This window comes from Pseudomonas lini (assembly GCF_001042905.1).
GTDB classification, from domain to species: Bacteria; Pseudomonadota; Gammaproteobacteria; order Pseudomonadales; family Pseudomonadaceae; genus Aquipseudomonas; species Aquipseudomonas lini.
This window is the reverse complement of sequence record NZ_JYLB01000008.1, coordinates 159996-175392: the sequence shown is the minus strand read 5'-3', so window position 1 is coordinate 175392 and position 15397 is coordinate 159996. Positions and strand designations below refer to the sequence as shown.

14 protein-coding genes are annotated in these 15397 nt (G+C 59.9%); 9 read left to right on the top strand and 5 right to left on the bottom strand.

Annotated elements, in window-relative coordinates; translation table 11 throughout:
• Positions 1-147 precede the first annotated feature (147 nt).
• The 4 genes from TU81_RS22825 (at position 148) to TU81_RS22810 (ending at position 4728) form a co-directional block, all read left to right on the top strand.
• Positions 148-1410, top strand: coding sequence for an ATP-binding protein (locus tag TU81_RS22825; protein WP_030128039.1), 1263 nt, complete (start codon positions 148-150; stop codon positions 1408-1410).
• Entirely contained in the window at positions 1403-1963 is a 561-nt protein-coding gene (locus TU81_RS22820) for a response regulator transcription factor (protein ID WP_007901386.1), read from the top strand. The genes TU81_RS22825 and TU81_RS22820 overlap by 8 nt, the downstream gene beginning before the upstream one ends.
• Positions 1964-2059: 96 nt before the next feature.
• A complete protein-coding gene (locus TU81_RS22815; protein WP_038978942.1) occupies positions 2060-3787 on the top strand; it encodes an ABC transporter ATP-binding protein/permease in 1728 nt (575 codons plus the stop codon).
• Between the two features lie 191 nt (positions 3788-3978).
• The gene (locus TU81_RS22810; RefSeq protein WP_038978943.1) at positions 3979-4728 is read left to right on the top strand and encodes a FadR/GntR family transcriptional regulator; all 750 of its coding nucleotides are present in this window, start codon (positions 3979-3981) and stop codon (positions 4726-4728) included.
• A gap of 137 nt (positions 4729-4865) precedes the next feature.
• Here the strand turns inward: TU81_RS22810 and TU81_RS22805 are convergent, their stop codons facing one another.
• Complete coding sequence (locus TU81_RS22805) at positions 4866-5057, bottom strand: hypothetical protein (RefSeq protein WP_038978944.1); 192 nt, start codon at positions 5055-5057, stop codon at positions 4866-4868.
• Between the two features lie 14 nt (positions 5058-5071).
• Entirely contained in the window at positions 5072-6403 is a 1332-nt protein-coding gene (locus tag TU81_RS22800; protein WP_048396585.1) for a hypothetical protein, read from the bottom strand.
• A 235-nt stretch (positions 6404-6638) separates the two neighbouring features.
• Here TU81_RS22800 and kdgD point away from each other — a divergent pair, with 235 nt between their 5' ends.
• The 5 genes from kdgD (at position 6639) to TU81_RS22775 (ending at position 13314) form a co-directional block, all read left to right on the top strand.
• Positions 6639-7550, top strand: a complete 912-nt coding sequence (gene kdgD / locus TU81_RS22795) for a 5-dehydro-4-deoxyglucarate dehydratase (RefSeq protein WP_048396583.1) — start codon at positions 6639-6641, stop codon at positions 7548-7550.
• Positions 7551-7623: 73 nt separating this feature from the next.
• Positions 7624-9069, top strand: a complete 1446-nt coding sequence (locus TU81_RS22790) for an aldehyde dehydrogenase family protein (protein WP_038978947.1) — start codon at positions 7624-7626, stop codon at positions 9067-9069.
• A gap of 209 nt (positions 9070-9278) precedes the next feature.
• Positions 9279-10640 carry an MFS transporter gene (locus TU81_RS22785; RefSeq protein ID WP_038978948.1) on the top strand — a complete coding sequence of 454 codons (1362 nt, stop codon included), beginning with the start codon at positions 9279-9281 and terminating at the stop codon, positions 10638-10640.
• Between the two features lie 11 nt (positions 10641-10651).
• Positions 10652-12205: a galactarate dehydratase gene (garD, locus tag TU81_RS22780; protein WP_038978949.1), complete on the top strand. Its 1554-nt coding sequence runs from the start codon at positions 10652-10654 to the stop codon at positions 12203-12205.
• 167 nt (positions 12206-12372) lie between these two features.
• A complete protein-coding gene (locus tag TU81_RS22775; RefSeq protein WP_038978950.1) occupies positions 12373-13314 on the top strand; it encodes an AEC family transporter in 942 nt (313 codons plus the stop codon).
• A 155-nt stretch (positions 13315-13469) separates the two neighbouring features.
• Here the strand turns inward: TU81_RS22775 and TU81_RS22770 are convergent, their stop codons facing one another.
• Genes TU81_RS22770 through TU81_RS22760 form a run of 3 tightly spaced genes read right to left on the bottom strand, consistent with a single transcriptional unit; the run spans position 13470 to position 15334 of the window.
• Positions 13470-13850 carry a carboxymuconolactone decarboxylase family protein gene (locus tag TU81_RS22770; protein WP_048396581.1) on the bottom strand — a complete coding sequence of 127 codons (381 nt, stop codon included), beginning with the start codon at positions 13848-13850 and terminating at the stop codon, positions 13470-13472.
• The gene (locus TU81_RS22765) at positions 13847-14908 is read right to left on the bottom strand and encodes a calcium/sodium antiporter (protein ID WP_038978952.1); all 1062 of its coding nucleotides are present in this window, start codon (positions 14906-14908) and stop codon (positions 13847-13849) included. The genes TU81_RS22770 and TU81_RS22765 overlap by 4 nt, the downstream gene beginning before the upstream one ends.
• Before the next feature lie 51 nt (positions 14909-14959).
• The gene (locus tag TU81_RS22760) at positions 14960-15334 is read right to left on the bottom strand and encodes a septal ring lytic transglycosylase RlpA family protein (protein ID WP_048396578.1); all 375 of its coding nucleotides are present in this window, start codon (positions 15332-15334) and stop codon (positions 14960-14962) included.
• Positions 15335-15397 lie beyond the last annotated feature (63 nt).

The following is a 15397-nucleotide window of genomic DNA, read 5'->3' as shown; positions in this document are numbered from 1 at the left end:
AACGGGGGCAAGCCCCCTCGCCACAGGGTTACTTCTTCACAGATACATTGCTTGGTGGCTGTGGTCGTTTGCCGCACTTTCGCCTCTCAGGCCCGTGGCTTGGTTATACTCCGTGCGATCCGCCTGGAGCGCTCATCAGGAGAGCTCATGCTCGCCCCCGTTCAAATCACTTCCGCCACTCGCCAGAACCTCTGGCGGCTCACGTTCATCCGCACGTTGGTGCTGGCCGCTCAGGCCGGTTCCGTAGGTTTGGCCTACTGGTTCGACCTGCTGCCGTTGCCGTGGGTGCAACTGGCAATGACCCTCGGTTGCTCGATTCTGCTCTGCGTGTTCACCGCCGTACGCTTGCGTACCTCCTGGCCAGTCACCGAGCTTGAATATGCACTGCAACTGGCCTGCGACCTGTTTATCCACAGTGCCTTGCTGTACTTCTCCGGCGGTTCGACCAACCCGTTCGTTTCTTATTACCTGGTGCCGCTGACTATCGCTGCCGTGACACTGCCGTGGCGCTATTCGGTGATTCTGTCGGGTATCGCATTGGCGCTTTATACGTTGCTGCTGGCGCGGTTCTACCCGCTGGAAACGTTCCCGATCGCCCGGGAGAACCTTCAGATCTACGGCATGTGGCTGAGCTTCGCCCTGGCGGCGGCGGTCATCACATTCTTCGCCGCCCGCATGGCCGAAGAGCTGCGTCGTCAGGAAGAATTGCGCGCCATTCGTCGCGAAGAAGGCCTGCGCGATCAGCAATTGCTGGCCGTCGCGACCCAGGCTGCCGGCGCCGCCCATGAATTGGGCACACCGCTGGCGACCATGAGCGTGTTGCTCAAGGAAATGCGTCAGGACCATCCCGACCCGCTGTTGCAGGACGATTTGAGCGTGCTGCAGGATCAGGTCAAACTCTGCAAAGAGACCTTGCAGCAGTTGGTTCGGGCGGCGGAAGCCAATCGTCGTCTGGCGGTGGAGATGCAGGACGTCACCGACTGGCTCGACGAAGCCCTGAACCGCTGGCACCTGATGCGCCCGGAAGCCAGTTACCGCTTCCAGCGCCTGGGCCAGGGGACCGTGCCGCGCATGGCGCCGCCGCCGGACCTGACCCAAGCCCTGCTGAATTTGCTGAACAATGCCGCCGATGCGTGCCCCGAAGGCTTGCAAGTAACCCTGGACTGGAATGCCGAGGACTTGACCATCAGCATTCGTGACCATGGCGCCGGCGTACCACTGGCTATTGCCGAGCAGATTGGCAAACCGTTTTTTACCACCAAGGGCAAAGGTTTCGGCCTGGGCCTGTTTTTGAGCAAGGCCAGCGTGACACGCGCCGGCGGCTCAGTGAAACTCTACAGTCATGAGGAAGGTGGCACGCTGACCGAGCTGCGCCTGCCCCGTGTCGCCCGAGGAGACGAACATGAGTGACGAGATCCAAGTCGAAGGCGAAGAACTGCCGCATTTGCTGCTGGTAGATGACGACGCAACCTTCACCCGGGTGATGGCCCGCGCCATGGCCCGCCGCGGTTTTCGCGTCAGCACAGCAGGTTCCGCCGAAGAAGGCCTGACCATCGCCCAGGCTGACATTCCGGATTACGCCGCCCTTGATCTGAAAATGGACGGCGATTCGGGCTTGGTGTTGCTGCCCAAGTTGCTCGAACTCGACCCGGAAATGCGCGTGGTGATCCTTACCGGCTACTCGAGCATTGCCACCGCCGTCGAGGCAATCAAGCGCGGCGCCTGCAATTACCTGTGCAAACCGGCGGACGCCGATGACGTGTTGGCCGCGTTGCTCTCCGAGCACGCCGACCTCGACACGCTGGTGCCGGAAAACCCGATGTCCGTGGACCGCCTGCAGTGGGAGCACATTCAGCGCGTACTGACCGAGCACGAAGGCAACATCTCCGCTACTGCCCGCGCCTTGGGCATGCACCGCCGCACGCTGCAGCGCAAACTGCAGAAGCGCCCGGTCCGTCGCTGAACGGATGCTGAACGATTATCGCCAGCCCTCGCGATAACACGAACCGATCATTTATGATCGGCTCGTGTGTGTTCTTTTCTTTATCGAGCCTTATCCATGAATCAGAACGCTGAATATTCCGCGGTCAACGATGCTGTGCGCGGGCAGTTTTTTCGCAAAGTCTGGGCGATGATTACGCCTTACTGGCGCAGTGAAGAGAAGGGCAAGGCCTGGACGTTGCTGATCGCGGTCATTGCGCTGTCACTGGTCAGCGTAGGAATTTCGGTGTGGTTCAACACCTGGTACAAGGATTTTTACAACGCCCTGCAACAAAAGGACGAAGCGGCGTTCTGGCGGTTGATTCTGTATTTCTGCGGGATCGCAGCCGTCGCGATTGTCGGTGCGGTGTACCGGCTCTACCTGACCCAGATGCTGACCATTCGCTGGCGTGCCTGGCTGACGGAAAAACATTTCGCCCGCTGGCTCGGCAACAAGAATTACTACCAGATGGAGCAGGGCGGTTATACCGATAACCCGGACCAGCGGATCTCCGAAGACCTCAACAACTTCACCTCGAACACGCTGGAGCTGGGCATTGGTTTGCTTCGCAACATTGTCAGCCTGGTATCGTTTTCGATCATTCTGTGGGGTGTGTCGGGCAGTATCGAAGTGTACGGCTTTACCATTCCCGGCTACATGTTCTGGTGTGTGCTGGTCTATGCCGTGATCGGTAGCTGGTTGACGCATCTGATAGGCCGCCGTTTGATCGGTCTGAATAACCAGCAACAACGTTTCGAAGCCGACCTGCGTTTCTCGATGGTGCGGATTCGCGAGAATGCCGAAAGCATTGCGCTGTACAACGGCGAACCCAATGAAAATCGTCGCTTGAACAGTCGCTTCGGGATGGTCTGGCATAACTTCTGGGACATCATGAAGGTGTCCAAACGACTGACTTTCTTCACCGCCGGTTACAATCAGGCTGCCATCATCTTTCCGTTCATCGTCGCTTCGCCGCGTTACTTGTCCGGCAAGATCGAACTCGGTGAACTGATGCAAATCAGTTCGGCGTTCGGCAACGTGCAGGAAAGTTTCAGTTGGTTTATCAGTGCGTACCAGAGCCTTGCCTCCTGGCGCGCCACCTGTGATCGACTGTTGAGTTTCCGCCAGGCCATGACCGACAACGAAGACCGCGCACCGGCCATCGACGTGCAGAATCAGGGCACGGCGTTGAAGGTGCATAACCTTGGCCTCGACCTCGCTGACGGTCGTCATCTGCTGACCAACGCCGACATGACGGTGGAGGAGGGCGAGCGCGTCATGCTCAGCGGTCGTTCCGGCAGCGGTAAATCGACGTTGCTGCGGGCGATGGGGCATCTTTGGCCGGCTGGCCACGGCAGCATCCGTCTGCCGACGGGGCGTTACCTGTTCCTGCCGCAAAAACCCTATCTGCCGATTGGCAGCCTGCGCGAGGCGCTGAGTTATCCACAGCCGGGCGATACCTACCCGCACGAGCGCTACGTCCACGTGCTGGAAACCTGCCGCTTGCCGCACCTGGTTTCGCGTCTGGATGAAGCCAATCACTGGCAGCGCATGCTCTCGCCGGGTGAGCAGCAACGACTGGCCTTCGCCCGAGCGCTGCTCTATGCACCGCAATGGCTGTACATGGACGAAGCCACTTCGGCGATGGACGAAGAGGATGAAGCGTCGCTGTATCAGGCATTGATCGATGAGTTGCCGGGGCTGAGCATCGTCAGCGTCGGGCATCGCAGCAGCCTGAAGCGTTTCCATCCACGGCATGTGCGTATCGAGAATGGCCATCTGGTGGATCAAACAGTCACCGCCTGAACACCGCAATCCCCTTGTGGGAGCGGGCTTGCTCGCGAAAGCGGTCTGGCATCCAACATTGAGGTGTCTGACACACCGCCTTCGCGAGCAAGCCCGCTCCCACAGGGGATAGTGGATGCTGACGGTGATCGTACAACCGTGTTGAGCTATGATGCGGTTTCAGCCGTAACTTTCGAGAAAAGACGTTCACCATGGAAAACCCGATCGACGCACCTCGCCTCCCTCGCAAGCGCCGCAGCCTCGCTCAGGAACTGGTGACGGTGCTGTCCGAGCAGATCCGCGACGGTCATCTCAAACGTGGCGACAAATTGCCCACCGAGTCGGCGATCATGGATGCCCATGGCGTCAGCCGCACCGTGGTGCGCGAAGCGATTTCCCGTTTGCAGGCCGCAGGCCAGGTTGAAACCCGTCACGGCATAGGCACCTTCGTGCTCGATACCCCGAGCCCGAGCGGTTTCCGTATCGACCCGGCCACCGTGGTGACCTTGCGCGACGTATTGGCAATTCTGGAATTGCGCATCAGCCTGGAAGTGGAATCCGCCGGCCTTGCCGCGCAACGTCGCAGCGCTGAGCAGTTGGCGTTGATGCGAGCGGCGCTGGACGCGCTGAATGAAAGCGCCTCCCACGCCAGCGATGCGGTGGCTTCGGACTTCCAGTTCCACCTGCAAATTGCCCTGGCCACCGGCAACCGCTACTTCACCGACATCATGACCCACCTGGGCACCAGCATCATTCCGCGCACGCGCCTGAACTCCGCGCGCCTGGCCCATGATGATCAGCAGCACTACATGAGTCGCCTGAGCCGCGAGCACGAAGAGATTTACGACGCGATTGCCCGCCAGGATTCCGATGCGGCGCGGGCGGCCATGCGGTTGCACCTGACGAATAGCCGCGAGCGGCTGCGCCAGGCGCATGAAGAGGCGCAGGCACAGCGGGGCTGAGCGTCGCCAGAAAGGACGCCATCGCGGGCAAGCCCGGCTCCCACAGGTTTTGTGTCGATCACAATAGTGTGAACACATACAGAACCTGTGGGAGCCGGGCTTGCCCGCGATGGGGCCAGTAGCCTTCAATTAATCTTTCAGATTGTCTTCAAAATTCCCCGATCCACCCTCACCGCCAACTCAGCAGCCCCTGGTTTGGCATCGAAAACCGCATGCCCGCGTTCATCCACAAGCGCCCGGGCAATCGGCACGCCTTTGGACAGCAACTCCAGCGGCGCACCTTTCAGCGATTGGCCAGAAGCCAGTTCCAGTTTCAATTTGATAGTCATCAGTGATCTCCTTATCAGGCATTGGCCGCTGAATTCAGCACGCCGGTCGGTTGGTAGTCCTTGAGCAGCAAATAAGTGCTCCAACCCCACCAGTCGTCCACGGTGGCAGTGTCGTTCAAGTTGTTGACGTCCTTGCGCCGCAACACCTTGTTGCCCTCGACCTTGAACAGTGGCGAAAAATTGCCGGCCGGGTTCAGTACCGCTTGCAGGTCGGGCAGCCTTTTCAAAGCAGCGAAGCTGCCGGCCGACGGGGTGATGCCACTGAGGTACGCCGCGAACACTTCATCCGCAGACACCTGAACCGCTTGATTGACTTGGGTGCGATTGGCGCTGTCGATGGCGTCGAAGTAGCGCTTGTCGCCGTAGGCGTGCCAGCGATCGCCGTTGCCGTTGCTCACATTGAGGCCGAACTTGCTGTCTTCATCGTGCATGAAGCGGGTGATCAGCGAACCGAGATCGCTGGGCGTAACCACCGCCGCCAATTGTTTGCGCGGTACTCGCAGGTGGCCGGCGGAATACAGGTCGGTCAGGTAGTGATCGGCAAAAGCGTTCATCGCATAGGCCAGCTCCAACTGCTTTTCATCGCCGCTGTTGTGGGCCAGCACTGCTTGTTGCAGCGCCGCCGTGTGCCCGGCGATGTAGGCCAGCAACGCCCATTCGGCAAAGTGGTCGGCATTGTTGGCGGCCAGCTTCAGATAACGCCCCAAAGGGAACAGTGCCGAGACGAAACTGCCGCCGCCGGTGATCTTGTTCCACTCTTCCGACAACGTATCACCGAGGGCGTCATAAGCTTCGTGAGGCTGTTTGCCGTCCCTGATCGCTTGATTGATGGCGGCGATTTCCTTCTGCATGACGCCGAGGATCAACTTCGCCTCGGCGTTTGAGGCTGGCAGTACCGCCAGGGAGTTGAAGGCGTTGGTAAAGCGCTGGATTCGGTCCGCCGCTGTTGCGCCCTCGCAGATCGGTTGGTCGGGAATTCCATAAAAATCCCCTCCCAGTGCAATCACTTGTCCATAGGTCAATGCCAAGCCATTGGGCAGGTGCAACTCCACCTGCGAGGCCGGTATGGCAGGTGCATCCTTGACGAAGCGCAGCAAGGTGCTGTCGCCGATCGCGGTATGTTCTGCACCCTCGAACCTCAGCCGGGGCAAGCCTTGCAGCGATTTTTTCGGTGGCGACTGCAGCAGGCCTTGGCGCTGATGTTTGAGGCCGTGATGGCTGCAGGCGGTGAGTTTAAGCGTGTCGCCGTCGCCAGAAATAGCGATGCCGTGCGTGGTAAAAAGATCATCCAGATCGGCAATGACCTGTCGGGTATTTTCCTTCGGTTGTGCGTGTAGACCTGACATTTCTAGCTCCTTGATATGTCGTAGGTAGAATCCAAATTAACTGTATGTATATACAGTTGTATGGATCATAGATGAGAACTTTCCTACGTCAAGGAATTACTTTTTCCGACGCAAATTTTGCGGCTCGCGATGAAATGCAGTTGACGGTTGTATTTTAAGTTGTACGATGACCTACAACTTCGGCGAAGGCTGAACGGTTTTCTCACACAACGTTGCTACCCAGGGTGTTCGAATAATGAATCCACAAGAACTGAAGTCCATCCTCTCTTCCGGCCTGCTGTCGTTCCCGGTCACCGACTTCAATGCTCAGGGCGATTTCCATCGCGCGGGCTATATCAAACGTCTCGAATGGCTGGCCCCATACGGCGCCTCGGCATTGTTCGCCGCGGGCGGCACCGGTGAGTTTTTCTCTCTGGCGGCCAGCGAATATTCGGAAATCATCAAGACTGCCGTCGACACCTGCGCTACCAGCGTGCCGATCCTGGCCGGTGTCGGCGGTTCGACTCGTCAAGCCATCGAATACGCTCAGGAAGCCGAGCGTCTGGGCGCCAAAGGCCTGTTGCTGCTGCCGCACTACCTGACCGAAGCCAGCCAGGACGGTGTTGCCGACCACGTTGAAGCGGTATGCAAATCGGTAAAAATCGGCGTGGTGGTTTACAACCGCAACGTCTGCCGCCTGACTGCTCCTTTGCTGGAACGTCTGGCCGAGCGCTGCCCGAACCTGATCGGTTACAAGGATGGCCTGGGCGATATCGAGTTGATGGTGTCGATCCGTCGCCGCCTCGGTGATCGTTTCAGCTACCTGGGTGGTTTGCCGACCGCTGAAGTCTACGCCGCGGCCTACAAGGCGCTGGGCGTGCCGGTTTACTCCTCGGCGGTGTTCAACTTCATTCCGAAAACCGCGATGGATTTCTACCACGCCATTGCTCGCGAAGATCACGCCACGGTTGGCAAGATCATCGACGACTTCTTCCTGCCGTACCTGGACATCCGTAACCGCAAGGCCGGTTACGCCGTGAGCATCGTCAAGGCCGGGGCAAAAATTGCCGGTTATGACGCAGGTCCTGTGCGTGCGCCGCTGACCGATCTGACGGGCGAAGAGTACGAAATGCTCGCCGCGCTGATCGACAAGCAAGGTGCTCAGTAACACCCCACAAAAACCAGGGCCGCTGAGCAATCAGCGGCTTTTTGCGTGAGGACTTCTTTTAAAGGAGCAGCCCGTGGCTGATTCAAAGCGTTTCAACAACTACATCAACGGCGAATGGGTGGCGGGCAGTGATTACTGCGCCAACATCAACCCGTCCGAGCTGACCGACACCATCGGCGATTACGCCAAGGCCGATCTGGCTCAGGTCCACGCCGCCATCGACGCCGCTCGCGCCGCGTTCCCGGCCTGGTCCACTTCGGGCATTCAGGCACGTCACGATTCACTGGATAAAGTCGGTAGCGAGATCCTCGCCCGTCGCGAAGAGCTCGGCACTTTACTGGCCCGGGAAGAGGGCAAGACTCTGCCCGAAGCCATCGGCGAAGTGACTCGCGCCGGCAACATCTTCAAGTTCTTCGCCGGTGAATGCCTGCGCCTGTCCGGCGACTATTTGCCGTCGGTGCGTCCGGGCGTCAACGTTGAAGTGACCCGTGAAGCGTTGGGTGTGGTCGGCCTGATCACCCCGTGGAACTTCCCGATTGCGATCCCGGCGTGGAAAATCGCTCCGGCCCTGGCTTACGGCAACTGCGTCGTGCTGAAGCCTGCTGATCTGGTGCCGGGCTGTGCCTGGGCGCTGGCGGAAATCATCTCCCGCGCAGGCTTCCCGGCCGGTGTGTTCAACCTGGTGATGGGCAGCGGTCGCGTGGTCGGCGATGCGCTGGTGCAGAGCCCGAAAGTCGACGGCATCAGCTTCACCGGTTCCGTGGGCGTGGGTCGCCAGATCGCTGTCAGTTGCGTCTCGCGCCAAGCCAAGGTTCAGCTGGAAATGGGCGGCAAGAACCCGCAGATCATTCTCGATGACGCCGACCTCAAGCAAGCGGTCGAGCTGTCGGTACAGAGCGCGTTCTACTCCACCGGCCAGCGTTGCACTGCCTCGAGCCGCTTCATCGTCACCGCCGGGATTCACGACAAATTCGTCGAAGCCATGGCCGAGCGCATGAAGTCGATCAAGGTCGGTCACGCGCTGAAAACCGGCACCGATATCGGTCCGGTCGTCTCGCAGGCTCAGCTTGAACAAGACATGAAGTACATCGACATCGGCCAGTCCGAAGGTGCGCGTCTGGTCAGCGGCGGTGGTCTGGTGACGTGCGATACCGAGGGCTATTTCCTCGCGCCGACGCTGTTTGCCGACAGTGAAGCTGCGATGCGTATCAGCCGCGAAGAGATCTTCGGACCGGTGGCCAATATCGTTCGCGTCGCCGATTACGAGGCGGCGCTGGCCATGGCCAACGACACCGAATTCGGTCTGTCGGCGGGCATCGCTACCACGTCGCTGAAGTACGCCAACCACTTCAAACGCCACTCCCAGGCCGGGATGGTGATGGTCAACCTGCCGACCGCCGGCGTGGATTACCACGTTCCGTTCGGTGGGCGTAAAGGTTCATCCTATGGATCACGTGAGCAAGGTCGCTATGCGCAAGAGTTTTATACGGTCGTGAAGACCAGCTACATCGGCTCCTGACAGGAAACACCGCGGTATCTGATGCCTCCCCGGTGGTGCCGATACCGCAAACCGGCGTAGGAGCTGCCGAAGGCTGCGATCTTTTGATCTTGATTTTGGTGCCCTCAAGGACGCTAAAGATCAAAAGATCGCAGCCTTCGGCAGCTCCTACGCACGGACAAAAACAGCTTCACCCGCGCATAAAAATAATCAGTGGGAGTACATCTACAATGCAATCGACCAAGCCGACTCACGTCCGCTATTTGATCCTGCTCATGCTGTTTCTGGTGACCACGATCAACTACGCCGACCGGGCCACCATCGCAATCGCCGGCTCCAGCCTGCAAAAAGACCTCGGCATTGACGCGGTAACCCTCGGCTATATCTTTTCCGCCTTCGGTTGGGCCTACGTGGCCGGGCAAATTCCCGGTGGCTGGCTGCTGGACCGTTTCGGTTCGAAAAAAATCTACGCGCTGAGCATTTTCACCTGGTCGCTGTTCACTGTGCTGCAGGGCTATGTCGGTGAGTTCGGCATGTCCACGGCCGTGGTTGCGCTGTTCATGCTGCGTTTTTTGGTGGGCCTGGCCGAAGCGCCATCCTTCCCCGGCAACGCACGCATCGTAGCGGCCTGGTTTCCGACTGCTGAACGCGGTACCGCCTCGGCGATCTTCAACTCGGCGCAATACTTTGCCACCGTGTTGTTCGCGCCGCTGATGGGCTGGATCGTCTACAGCTTCGGTTGGCAGCACGTGTTCATCGTCATGGGCGTGATCGGCATCGTCTTCTCGGGCATCTGGCTGAAGGTGATCTACAGCCCTCGCCAACACCCGATGATCAACGATGCCGAGTTCAAGCACATCGCCGACAACGGCGGCATGGTCGACATGGACCAGGACAAAGGCAAAAAGGGCGACGGTCCGAAGTGGGACTACATCCGCCAGCTGCTGACCAACCGCATGATGCTCGGCGTGTACCTGGGCCAGTACTGCATCAACGGCATCACCTACTTCTTCCTGACCTGGTTCCCGGTGTATCTGGTGCAGGAGCGCGGCATGACCATCCTCAAGGCCGGTTTCATTGCCTCGCTGCCGGCGATCTGCGGGTTTATCGGTGGGGTGCTCGGCGGGGTGATTTCCGATTACCTGCTGCGTAAAGGCCATTCGCTGACCTTCGCCCGCAAGGCGCCGATCATCGCTGGCTTGCTGGTTTCCAGTAGCATCGTGGCTTGCAACTATGTAGACGTTGAATGGATGGTCGTCGGCTTCATGGCCTTGGCATTCTTTGGCAAAGGCGTCGGTGCGTTGGGCTGGGCGGTGGTGTCCGACACCTCGCCGAAACAGATCGCCGGTCTCAGCGGTGGCCTGTTCAACACCTTCGGCAACATCGCGTCGATCACCACGCCGATCGTAATCGGTTACATCATCAGCTCCACCGGCTCGTTCAAATGGGCGCTGGTGTTCGTCGGTTGCAACGCGCTGGTAGCCGTCTTCAGCTATCTGGTGATCGTTGGCCCGATCAAGCGTGTGGTGCTCAAAGAGCCGCCAGTCAGCGGTCCTGAAACCAACAATAAGTTATCTGAAGCGCATTCCTGAGGAGCGGCGTCATGCAGTTGATTGAACATTCCGACTCGCCGCGCTACATCCGCCTGCACGAGCGGGACAATGTGGTGATCGTGGTCAACGATCAGGGCGTGCCGGCCGGCACGGAATTCCCCGATGGCCTGGTCACCGTGGATTTCGTGCCGCAGAGCCACAAGGTCACGCTCGAGGACATTCCCGAAGGCGGCCAAGTGATTCGTTACGGCCAGACCATTGGCTACGCGTTGCAGCCGATTCCTCGCGGCAGCTGGGTCAAGGAAGATCAACTGCGCATGCCGACCGCGCCACCGCTGGACAGCCTGCCGCTGTCCACCGAAGTGCCGGCCGCGCAGGCACCGCTGGAAGGCTTCACCTTCGAGGGTTATCGCAACGCCGACGGCACCGTCGGCACGCGCAACATTCTCGGCATCACCACCACCGTGCAGTGCGTTACCGGCGTGCTGGATCATGCGGTGAAGCGCATCAAGGACGAGTTGCTGCCCAAGTACCCGAACGTCGACGACGTGGTGGCGCTGACCCACAGTTACGGTTGCGGCGTGGCGATCACCGCCACCGACGCGTACATCCCGATTCGCACCGTGCGCAACTTGGCGCGCAATCCGAACCTGGGGGGCGAAGCGCTGGTGATCAGCCTGGGCTGCGAGAAATTGCAGGCCGGGCAGGTGATGCACGAGAACGATAGCTCGGTGGATTTGAGCGATCCGTGGTTGTACCGCTTGCAGGATTCCAGCCATGGTTTCACCGAGATGATCGAGCAGATCATGGCGCTGGCCGAAACCCGCTTGAAGAAGCTCGACCTGCGTCGTCGGGAAACCGTGCCGGCGTCCGAGCTAATCCTCGGCATGCAGTGCGGCGGCAGCGATGCGTTCTCTGGCATCACCGCCAACCCGGCGCTCGGCTATGCCTCGGACCTGTTGTTGCGGGCTGGGGCGACGGTGATGTTTTCCGAAGTCACCGAAGTGCGTGATGCGATTTACCTGCTGACTTCCCGTGCGGAAACCGAAGAAGTCGCTCAGGAACTGGTGCGGGAAATGGACTGGTACGACCGCTACCTGGCCAAGGGCGAAGCGGATCGCAGTGCCAACACCACGCCGGGGAACAAGAAGGGCGGGTTGTCGAACATTGTCGAGAAGTCACTGGGCTCGATCGTCAAATCCGGCAGCAGCGCGATCAACGGAGTGCTTGGCCCTGGCGAGCGGTTCAAGCGCAAAGGGCTGATTTTCTGCGCGACCCCGGCCAGTGATTTTGTCTGCGGGACGTTGCAGTTGGCGGCGGGGATGAACCTGCATGTGTTCACCACCGGGCGGGGTACGCCTTATGGGTTGGCGATGGCGCCGGTGGTGAAGGTGTCGACCCGCACAGAACTGGCGCAGCGCTGGCCGGACCTGATCGACATCGATGCTGGGCGGATTGCGACCGGGCGGGCGTCGATTGAAGAGCTTGGCTGGGAGTTGTTCCACTACTACCTGGACGTGGCCAGCGGCAAGAAACAGACGTGGGCGGAGCAGCATAAGCTGCATAACGACATTACCTTGTTCAACCCTGCGCCGATCACCTAATGATCGTTCCCACGCTCTGCGTGGGAATGCAGCCCGGGACGCTCTGCGTCCCAAAAGCGTGACGCAGAGCGTCACAAGAGGCATTCCCACGCAGAGCGTGGGAACGATCCGGGTGAAAGTGGCTTATCATTAGCCCCCTAACGACGCCCACCCAAGGTTCTCCCGGCATGCTGGCTATTTTCCTCGAAACCCTGAACATCACCGCGCCGGTGTTTGCCATGCTGTTTCTGGGGGCGCTGCTCAAGCGCATCGACTGGATCAACGACAATTTCATTCATACCGCGTCGGCCCTGGTGTTCAACGTCACCATGCCGGCGTTGCTGTTTCTGGGCATCTTGCATGCCGACCTGCACGCGGCGTTGCAACCGGCGCTGCTGATCTACTTCTCGATCGCGACGCTGCTGTGTTTTGCGATTGCCTGGGGCTGGGCGATCTGGAAATGTCCGCGGGAAGACCGGGGCATCTACACCCAAGGCGCGTTTCGCGGCAACAACGGCGTAATCGGTCTGGCACTGGCGGCGAGCATGTACGGCGACTACGGGATTTCCCTCGGGGCCATTCTCGCGGCGTTGGTGATCCTGTTCTACAACACGCTTTCGACCATCGTACTGGCGGTCTACAGTCCGGTGATCAAGTCTGATCCGTGGAGCATCTGCAAAAGCGTGATGGTCAACCCGCTGATCATCAGCGTGTGTGCGGCGGCGCCATTTGCCTGGTTCGAAATCGGTTTGCCGGGGTGGCTGGAAACGTCCGGCCAGTACCTGGCACAAACCACCTTGCCGTTGGCGTTGATCTGCATCGGTGGCACGTTGTCGCTGGCGGCGATGCGCAAAAGCGGCACGATGGCGCTCAGTTCAAGCCTGGTGAAGATGATCGGCTTGCCGGTGCTGGCGACGCTGGGTGCCTGGCTCTGGGGCTTTCGTGGGGCGGAGCTGGGGATTCTGTTTCTGTACTTCGGCAGCCCGACCGCAGCGGCCAGTTTTGTCATGGCCCGGCAGGCCAACGGCAATCATGAACTGGCGGCGGCGATCATCGTGATTACCACGCTGATGGCGGCGGTCACCACCAACGTCGGGATCTTTTTGTTGCAGTGGGGTGGGTGGATTTAACCGCAGGTTTTGCGGTGTTTTTTTGATCCATTCGCGAGCAAGCCCGCTCCCACAGTGAATTTTCGCCGTGCACAATTTTTGTGTTCGACATTGATCAAATGTGGGAGCGGGCTTGCCCGCGATGACGGCAGAACAATCAATACAAATTCCGACGATTATTCCGGCTTCTGGTACGTATCAATCACTTCCTGCGCCGCCCGGAACGCATCGATCGCCGCCGGCACGCCGGCATACACCGCGCAATGCAGCAGCGCCTCGCGAATCTCTTCCACGGTGCAGCCGTTGTTCAGCGCGCCACGCACATGGCCTTTCAATTCTTGCGGGCACTTCAACGCGGTCAGCGCGGCGAGGGTGATCAGGCTGCGGGTTTTCAGCGGCAGACCTTCGCGATTCCAGACCCCGCCCCAGGCGTGTTCATTGACGAAGTCCTGCAGCGGCTGAGTGAACTCGGTGGCGTTGCCCAAGGCGCGGTCGACGAAGGCGTCGCCCATCACTTGGCGGCGGACTTCAACCCCAGCCTTTTTATCAGTGCTCATGGCAGTTCCCTCTTGTGGTGTTGGCGACGCCAGGCGCGCAGCGACGTGAACAGCAAAAACGCCCCCAGCGCCGGCAGGACGAAAAACAGCATCAGGTGTTCAAGCTTGCCGGCCAGTGGCATGCCGGTGGTGAACGACACCACGTGCAGCCCATAGGCCAGGTACAAACCCAAGAAGAGCAGGCCTTCGGCGCGAGTCACCCGGTAGCCGGAATAGAACACTGGCAGGCACAGCACCGCGACACCGAGCATCACCGGCAGGTCGAAATCCAGAGCGTTGGGCGAGACCGACAACGGCGACGGCGCGATCAATGCAGTGAGCCCGAGCACGCCCAAGAGGTTGAGCAGGTTGCTGCCGATCACGTTGCCCACCGCGATGTCCCGCTGACCGCGCAACGCGGCGATCAACGAAGTGGCCAGCTCCGGCAAGGACGTGCTGACAGCGACGATGGTCAGGCCGATGATCCGCTCCGACAAGCCGAGGTCGGTCGCGACCGCCACCGCGGCGCCGAGCAGCAAGTGCCCGGCGAACACCAGCATCGCCAGCCCGGAGACAATCATCAGCAGGCTGCTCAACCACGGTGCCTGCGGTGCATCATGAGCGCTCGATGGCGGACGGGCCGAGTGCCGCGACTGGCGCAGCAGCAAGCCCAGGTACAGCACCAGCGCACCCAGCAGAATAATGCCGTCTGTGCGGTTCAGTTCTTCGTTCCACGCCAGTACGAACACCAGCAGGCTGGCGCCGATCATCAGTGGAATATCCAGGCGCACCAATTGCCGCGAAACCCGCAGCGGAATAATCAGTGCCGAAAGCCCAAGGGTGACGAGGATGTTGAAGATGCTGCTGCCGATCACGCTGCCGACGGCGATATCGGCGTTTTGCGCCAAGGTGGCTTGCAAGCTGACCGCCATCTGCGGTGCGCTGCTGCCGAGGGCCACGATGGTCAGGCCGATGATCAGCGGCCGCACATGCAGTCGCGCGGCCAGGCGCACGGCGGCGCGCACCATCAGTTCGGCACCGGCGATCAGTAAAAACAGACCGCTGAACAATTCAATCACGCTGATCAGGGGTAAATCGGCAAGTCCGAAAATAGTCAGCGCTCCGTCTAATCAATCGTCGAGGGCTTGCACGCGAACTTTCGCGGTGCCACTGCGCAGCATGCCCAACTGTTCGGCCGCTTCACGTGACACGTCGATCAGGCGCCCACGAGAGTATGGCCCGCGGTCGTTGACACGCACCACGCAGGACCTGTCGTTATTCAGGTTGGTAATCTTCACCCGGGTGCCGAACGGCAACTGGCGATGGGCGGCGGTCAGGCCGTGCTGGTTGAAACGCTCGCCGCTGGCGGTGCGTTTGCCATGGTGTTTGGCGCCGTAATACGAAGCTACGCCGGTCTTGTCGTAGCCGTGTGGATCAACAACATCCGTGCTGGCGCAACCAGCCAGCAAAGAGAGCAGGGCACAGGCACTGAGCAGACGCTTCATAAAAGGTATCCCGGAAACAAATGTGGGAGCGGGCTTGCTCGCGAATGCATTCTGACAGTCAAC

Bases quoted from the DNA above. Each gene is read 5' to 3' on its own strand.
- TU81_RS22825 (WP_030128039.1), top strand. From the start codon at position 148: ATGCTCGCCCCCGTTCAAATCACTTCCGCCACTCGCCAGAACCTCTGG.
- TU81_RS22820 (WP_007901386.1), top strand. From the start codon at position 1,403: ATGAGTGACGAGATCCAAGTCGAAGGCGAAGAACTGCCGCATTTGCTG.
- TU81_RS22815 (WP_038978942.1), top strand. From the start codon at position 2,060: ATGAATCAGAACGCTGAATATTCCGCGGTCAACGATGCTGTGCGCGGG.
- TU81_RS22810 (WP_038978943.1), top strand. From the start codon at position 3,979: ATGGAAAACCCGATCGACGCACCTCGCCTCCCTCGCAAGCGCCGCAGC.
- TU81_RS22805 (WP_038978944.1), bottom strand. From the start codon at position 5,057: ATGACTATCAAATTGAAACTGGAACTGGCTTCTGGCCAATCGCTGAAA.
- TU81_RS22800 (WP_048396585.1), bottom strand. From the start codon at position 6,403: ATGTCAGGTCTACACGCACAACCGAAGGAAAATACCCGACAGGTCATT.
- kdgD (WP_048396583.1), top strand. From the start codon at position 6,639: ATGAATCCACAAGAACTGAAGTCCATCCTCTCTTCCGGCCTGCTGTCG.
- TU81_RS22785 (WP_038978948.1), top strand. From the start codon at position 9,279: ATGCAATCGACCAAGCCGACTCACGTCCGCTATTTGATCCTGCTCATG.
- garD (WP_038978949.1), top strand. From the start codon at position 10,652: ATGCAGTTGATTGAACATTCCGACTCGCCGCGCTACATCCGCCTGCAC.
- TU81_RS22775 (WP_038978950.1), top strand. From the start codon at position 12,373: ATGCTGGCTATTTTCCTCGAAACCCTGAACATCACCGCGCCGGTGTTT.
- TU81_RS22770 (WP_048396581.1), bottom strand. From the start codon at position 13,850: ATGAGCACTGATAAAAAGGCTGGGGTTGAAGTCCGCCGCCAAGTGATG.
- TU81_RS22760 (WP_048396578.1), bottom strand. From the start codon at position 15,334: ATGAAGCGTCTGCTCAGTGCCTGTGCCCTGCTCTCTTTGCTGGCTGGT.